General features: G+C 51.0%; 4 protein-coding genes. All 4 read left to right on the top strand.

Annotation, left to right across the window (positions count from 1 at the left end):
- Positions 1-125 precede the first annotated feature (125 nt).
- The 4 genes from NGM66_RS04780 to glyS all read left to right on the top strand — a co-directional run bounded on the left by NGM66_RS04780 (position 126) and on the right by glyS (position 7,340).
- On the top strand, positions 126-2,759 hold the full coding sequence (locus NGM66_RS04780; protein WP_208909565.1) for a leucine-rich repeat domain-containing protein: 2,634 nt from the start codon (positions 126-128) through the stop codon (positions 2,757-2,759).
- Positions 2,760-2,930: 171 nt separating this feature from the next.
- A complete protein-coding gene (locus NGM66_RS04775) occupies positions 2,931-3,896 on the top strand; it encodes an aldo/keto reductase family protein (RefSeq protein WP_208909566.1) in 966 nt (321 codons plus the stop codon).
- 439 nt (positions 3,897-4,335) lie between these two features.
- Positions 4,336-5,265 (top strand): glycine--tRNA ligase subunit alpha, encoded by a 930-nt coding sequence (gene glyQ, locus NGM66_RS04770; RefSeq protein ID WP_208909567.1) that lies wholly within the window; start codon positions 4,336-4,338, stop codon positions 5,263-5,265.
- On the top strand, positions 5,265-7,340 hold the full coding sequence (glyS, locus tag NGM66_RS04765) for a glycine--tRNA ligase subunit beta (RefSeq protein WP_258115413.1): 2,076 nt from the start codon (positions 5,265-5,267) through the stop codon (positions 7,338-7,340). Before glyQ ends, glyS begins: the two co-directional genes overlap by 1 nt.
- Positions 7,341-7,377 lie beyond the last annotated feature (37 nt).

The following is a 7,377-nucleotide window of genomic DNA, read 5'->3' as shown; positions in this document are numbered from 1 at the left end:
TGACGAGTTCTAAATCGGTATTTTCCGATTTAGAACTCGTCATTTTTTGCTGAAACCTTGTTGATGAATAATTCAGGTTATTAATAGATTTGTATAAAATTCGGACGTAAGGGAGACGAAAGGTTATGCGTAAGGGTCAAAGGGTGAATCAGACGCCAGAAAAAATATTAGTAGCGGGTGTCACGGTGGCGGCTCTAGGAACGGGACTCTTGCCGGCACACCCGGCCCAAGCAGCCGCCGGGACGCCGGCTAGTTCGATGGCCACCGTGGCATCAGCGGCTAGTCAAGCATCGGTATCACGTAAGGCAACGTTTGCATCATCGGTTACAAGGGGTGAAGTTTCTGTAGCCGCACCAGCAAGTTCAGCGGCTGGTGAGACTAGCTCAGTGGCAGCGGTGGCCAGTTCGGTCGCCAGTGAGGCAGATGCAACGGCATCATCGATTGCAACCAATCAAGCGGCCCAGTCGCAAGCGCCATCGTCGGCTGACTCGGTGTCGTCCGCAGCGGCGCAGCAACCGGCTACGTCAAGCGCTTCTATGGCAGCCGCTGCCTCTGCAGTGATTGCTAAAAATTGGTATCGTGCGGGTGGCCTGCGCATGAACAGACTGGTAGCGCCGTCTGTGCGGATGTCCAAGCGGGCTGTGGCGGAAGTCGCGGCAGCCGGACCAACGACTAACTATACAGATGACAATGGGTTTGAATATACGTTGAACGATGGCGGCACGGGCTATGTGATTTCCGGCTATACCGGGACGCAGAGTGATATTGTGATCCCCGATACGTTTAACCCGAATAGTGCGAACGCTTCAGGTGCAAAATGGGTGGTCGGTATTGCGGATAGTGTATTTGCCAATAAGGGGATTACGTCACTGACTATTGGCAAAAACCTGTCGACTATTGGCAGCTATGCCTTTGAAAATGACCAATTAAAAACAATTAAGTTTCCTTCAGAAGGCTCATCGCTATGGAAAATTGGGGCGTCAGCGTTTGCTGGAAATCAGCTAACCGAGACATTGACACTGCCGGCTTCAGTCACAGCGATTGGTGACAGTGCTTTTATTGGCAATGGGTTAGGTGATGGCACTGGTAATCAATTGACGGGGATAAAATTTGCAGAAGATGCTGGTACTGCTAGCAGAAACTTAGATATCTACGCGAGTGCTTTTGCGAATAATGCTTTGACAAGTGTTACCTTGCCAGCGGATACTAATACGATTGGTACCTCAGCCTTTGCAAATAATCAAGTGGCAACGCTTTCGCTGGACCAAAAACTGACGTCAATTGGCGATGCAGCTTTTAAAAATAATGCGTTAACGTCTGTTGCAATTCCCAATCTCGTGAAAACAATTGGTGATTTTGCTTTTACGGGCAATCCCATTCAGACGCTAACCTTGGGTGATCAAAATTCTCAACTAGAGAGAATAGGCAAGTCAGCTTTTGCCAATAATAAGGGATTGACGGGTACTTTGTCGATTCCGGATTCGGTTAACTTCGTCAATGAGGCGGCGTTTGCTAATGATGCGCTGACTGGATTGAACCTGGGTAAAAGCACTGGGACCATTGGCAAGTCAGCTTTTGCCAATAATCGATTGACGGATTTAACGATCTCAAATGGTATTAGTAATATCAACGATTCTGCTTTTGCGGGGAATCAGCTAACGCATCTAGATTTGGGAACCGGTGTTGAAACGATTGGCAATTCCGCTTTTGTTGGCAGTACTAATGGTAACCAGTTAGCTGGCGAATTAACGATTCCAGATTCCGTGACCTACATTGGTGACAGTGCCTTTCTGTCTAATCGCTTAACGGGTATCACATCTAAAGGGACGGTTGACACCGTTGATAATTTGGCATTTTCTAACAATAAATTATCTGTCGATAAGATTCATGTTAGTGTGACAGCAGGACAGTTAGGCGATGATGCTTACAGTGGGCAAGAAGCGCCCTTGACCGTAGCAATCGGTATTTCTGGACGTACGTTAACGGGGGTAAGAGCGGCGATAGAGAAGGTGATTGCTGCTGTACCCGAAGATAAATTGACATTAGGCCAGCCGCTGGTCTTCACCTGGAACCAGCGGCTGACTTATGATGATAAAACGGATCGACTGACGTTGCCGGCTGGCTTTGATTCTGCCCAAGATCGACTAACGGTCGTTCTGGCTTCTTCCGGAACAACGGGAAAGGCAACCGATCACTCCGGCAATTACAGCACCAACAGCCTCACCTTGATCTGGACGTTGCCTAACAACGGCTCTGGGTCGGAATCGGTTGGACCAACGTCCACGCCGACGAACACGAATCCAGTCAATCCGCAACAGCCAACACGACCGATTCAGCCGAGCAAGCCAACGCGGCCGCATGACAAGCCACAGCAATCTCAGCAAACGTCAACCGATAAAAAATCATCACGAAAATTCCCCGGGTCAGCTAAGACTGGGCAATTACAGCAAACAGACCACCGGGAAGCTACTAGTCGCCAACGTCAAATCGTGCGTCAGTCCGCTTGGCGTCTAACGCAAAGATTTTCGTTGCGTGATCCAGTTACTGGACAAGCGGTTAATTGGCAGTATCGTTCTAGCAAGCAACCATTGATCCTAACGAAGGATCGGGGGACTGCCACTGGACGAGTCGCAGCCAACCGACTTCCCCAGACCAGTGAGCACCAGTCAGTGTGGCAAGTTCTTGGGCTGGGCTTGTTGCTGAGCTTGAGTTGGTTCGGCCAATGGGTTCGGCGTCACGGCGGCCATTTCCGGTGGTAATTGGCATTTTTCACCAACTACTAAAATTTATTGGCTATTCGATTAGTTAACAAGCTAACCTGGCCATGACAAACAAATCAGTGGGCCAATGCTGGCGACCGTGGTAAACTAACTTCATATCGTTTTCTAATCTAATTATCATCAATTTGACATAAAAGGGGTTAGTCATTTATGAAATATCGGCAATTAGGACAATCAGGCTTACGCGTCAGTGAACTGGCACTGGGAAGCTGGTTAACGGACGTTAGTGACACCGCTAAACAGGATTTGGCAGCACAGAGTATTCAGTTGGCTTATGAAAGTGGCATCAACTATTTTGACTGCGCGGATGTATACAGTCGCGGCGCCGCGGAACGGTTTTTAGGCAAGGCCTTGCAGCAGTTTCCGCGCAAAGAGTTGGTCATTTCCAGCAAGGTCTTCTTCCCGTCAGACCGGGGCGTCAATGACCGGGGGCTTTCCCGAAAGCACATCACGGAATCCATCGACCAATCGTTGGCCAATCTGCAGACGGACTACTTAGACCTGTATTTCTGTCACCGGTTTGACACACAAACGCCCTTGGCAGAGACCCTGACGACGTTGAGTGGTCTGGTCGACCAAGGTAAGATTTTGTATTACGGAGTCAGTGAATGGACGCCGGTACAGATTCTAAAGGCTGAGCTGATCATTCAAGAACGGGGCTTGCACCCGATTACCGTGGTCCAGCCAGAGTACAATCTGTTCGACCGCTACATTGAACACGAACTCGTGGACCTGTGTGGAGAGCTCGGACTAGGCATTGTCCCGTTTTCTCCGTTAGCTCAAGGGCTGTTGACTGGGAAATACCATGAGGGACAGCCCGCACCAGCTGGCTCTCGGGGTACGTTCCAACCGGATCTGCAGGCGCAGTTGATTCCGGAAAACTTCGCCAAAATTACGGCGCTGGAAAAGATGGCCGCAGAACTGCATACGGACCTGGCAACCTTTGCCTTAGCTTGGGATAAGCGCGATCCCCGGATTTCCAGTTTGATTATTGGCGCCAGCAAGCCAGAACAGCTACAGAACAATTTGAAAGCCGTTGACCTGGAGATTCCGGCCGCGTTTGAGCCTCGAATCGACAAGTTGTTTGGCTTTAAAAAATTTTCTCGTGAAATTTAGGTAACAAAGAATGGCGTAACGGAGCCAATAACTAGCCGTTTTCCAGAGTAGCTGAAACTTTTCAGGTACTGACAAGGATGGCAGTTTGCCTCAGCGTTTCCACTAAGCCAGTTGACAACCCCGCCCCAGACAGCTATCATAAAACACAGTTAAATAAGTCGATTATGATGAATGAGAGTCACAGCGTGATTGGTCTAGCGAGTTCGGGAGAGTGTGAGCCGAATCCAAGACGGTGTGAGTTGGCACATTCGGAGTCGTTTCCAAGTAAGCTGCTAGTCATTGACTAGAAGTAGGGTGGAACCGCGAAAATAAAAATTCGTCCCTACGTGAATTTGCCTCGGTGAATTCTCGTAGGGATTTTTTGCGCGCTTATTTGTTTAATCGGTCGATCAGTTCGTCATTTGACCACTGGCAACCAAACAAGGAGGAAACAGTACCCATGACAGAAAAACTGTCCATGCAAGCAATCATTTTAAAGTTACAACAGTACTGGTCCGCACAGGGCTGCATGTTGATGCAAGCTTACGATACGGAAAAAGGGGCCGGGACCATGAGTCCTTACACCTTCTTACGGGCGATCGGGCCAGAACCTTGGAACGCCGCTTACGTTGAACCTTCCCGCCGACCAGCCGATGGTCGTTACGGGGAGAACCCGAACCGGTTGTACCAACACCACCAATTCCAAGTGATCATGAAGCCATCTCCCGATAACATTCAGGAACTTTACCTGAACAGCTTGAAGGAACTGGGCATCAACCCGTTGGAACATGATATTCGGTTCGTGGAAGACAACTGGGAAAACCCATCCATGGGTTGTGCCGGTGTTGGTTGGGAAGTTTGGTTGGACGGGATGGAAATCACCCAGTTCACGTACTTCCAAGTCGTTGGGGGGATGGAAGTTGATCCCGTGACCTCTGAAGTGACTTATGGTCTGGAACGGTTGGCTTCCTACGTCCAAGACGTCAACTCCGTCTTTGATTTGGAATGGGCCGATGGCGTCAAGTACGGCGACATCTTCAAGGAACCCGAATACGAACACTCCAAGTACAGCTTTGAAGAAAGCGACCAGGACATGTTACTGCGGCACTTCGATGAATACGAAACCGAAGCGAAGAAGCAAATCGCTAATGGTCTGGTTCACCCAGCCTACGATTACATCTTAAAGTGCAGTCACACCTTTAACCTGTTAGACGCGCGGGGGGCCGTTTCCGTTACCGAACGGGCCGGCTACCTGTCACGCATCCGGAACATGGCGCGGGCCGTGGCACGGGCTTTCGTGGCAGAACGGAAGAAGCGTGGGTTCCCGTTGGTTAAGGACGAAGCCTTACGTGCAAAATTATTAGCAGACGACGAGGAGGCCAAAAAATAATGGCACACACATTTTTACTGGAAATTGGACTAGAAGAAATGCCCGCCCACGTGGTGACGCCAGCCATCAAGCAACTGGTCAAACGGACGGCGGATTATTTGAAGGAACAACGAATCGAATACGCTGATATCAAGCCGTTTTCGACGCCTCGTCGCTTGGCTATTCAGATCACCGGCCTGGCCGACAAGCAAGCGGACATCAGTGAATCCGTGAAGGGTCCTGCCAAGAAGATCGCTCAAGACGCCGATGGCAACTGGACCAAGGCCGCCATTGGGTTTACCCGTGGTCAAGGCTTGACGCCAGACGACATCACCTTTAAAGAAATCAAAGGCACTGAATACGTCTACGTCGACAAGTTTATTGCCGGCGAACCGGTGGCTGAAGTCTTGGCTGGCTTGAAGGACATCGTCACGGCCATGACGTTCCCAACCATGATGAAATGGAGCACGCACCACTTCGAATACATCCGGCCAATTCGCTGGTTAGTGGCGCTGCTGGATGCCGACGTGATTCCCTTTAGCATTCTGGATGTCACGACTGGCCGCAACACCCGGGGGCACCGCTTCTTAGGCACAGACATTGACATTGCAACGGCCGCCGACTACGAAGCCGACCTGACCACCCAATTTGTCATCGCCGACGCCGACAAACGTAAGGCCTTGATCAAAAAGCAAATCGAAAAGATTGCCAGTGACCATAACTGGACCGTCAACATTGACGCTGGGTTATTAGAGGAAGTCAACAACCTGGTCGAATGGCCGACCGCCTTTGAAGGTAGCTTCGACAAGAAGTACTTGACCATCCCCGAAGAAGTCCTGATTACCTCCATGCGTGACCACCAACGTTTCTTCTATGCGCGCGATGCCCAAGGTGAACTCTTGCCGAACTTCATTTCCGTTCGTAACGGGACCGACCACGACTTACAAAACGTGGTTGCCGGTAACGAAAAGGTCTTGACGGCGCGATTGGAAGACGCCATGTTCTTCTACACGGAAGACCAAAAGAAGACCATTGCCGATTACGTGGAACGGCTCAAGTCCGTTAGCTTCCATGATAAGATCAGCACCATGGCCGAAAAGATGGCCCGGGTCACGGCTATCGTGGGCGTCTTGGCCAAGCATTTTAACTTAAACGATGCCCAAACCAAGGCTGCGCTACGGGCCAGTGAGATCTACAAGTTTGACCTGGTCACTGGTATGGTCGGCGAGTTCGCCGAATTGCAAGGGGTCATGGGTGAGAAATACGCCTTGCTGCAAGGCGAAGATCCTGCCGTTGCCCAAGCCATTCGCGAACACTACGAACCAATCTCAGCCGATGGGGCACTGCCAACGTCCGTTCCCGGTGCTATCCTGGCATTGGCCGACAAGTTCGACAGTATCCTGACGTTCTTCGCTGCGGGGATGATTCCTAGCGGGTCCAACGATCCGTACGCATTACGGCGGCAAGCAACTGGAATCGTGCGCATCGCCCAAGACCAACAATGGTCCTTACCAGTCGCAGAACTGGCAAGTGACTTCATCACGGCTGAAGATGCGGCAAACGTGGCCCCACAACTGGACCAAGCCAGCCAAATCGATGCCATGGTTTCCTTTATCAAGGACCGGATCCGGAAGATCTTGCGTTCTGCTAAGCAACGTCATGACATCATCGATGCCGTCACGGCCGGCTCCAGCAGCGACGTCTTACAGATCTTCACGGCCGCTCAGCTCTTAGCCGACCACGCCGATGATGCCAACTTCAAGGATGTCATCGAATCCTTGACGCGGGTCATTCGGTTGGCCCAAAAAGCACCGGCTGAATTGGCTTCTGCCACGGTCAACGCCGACCTGTTTGAAAATGACAGTGAAGGTGCCTTGCACCAAGGTGTCGCTGACGTTGCGGCGGCCGCTGATAAGGGGCTGAGCGCACTGTACGCCAGCCTGGCAGCCATCCAACCAACGATTGCGGCTTACTTTGAAGCCACGATGGTCATGGCCAAGGACGACGCCGTGCGGAATAACCGCTTGACGGAACTGAGCCACCTGGCCAACTTAGCACTGACCTTAGGCGACTTGGATCAATTAATCGTAAAATAAGTGTCATCTAACTGATGACCAAGAAGGGGGTCCGTGG

This window comes from Levilactobacillus yiduensis (assembly GCF_024718525.1).
Classification (GTDB): domain Bacteria; phylum Bacillota; class Bacilli; order Lactobacillales; family Lactobacillaceae; genus Levilactobacillus; species Levilactobacillus yiduensis.
Note: the sequence above shows the minus strand (reverse complement) of the source record. Positions and strands in the feature narration are given on the sequence as shown.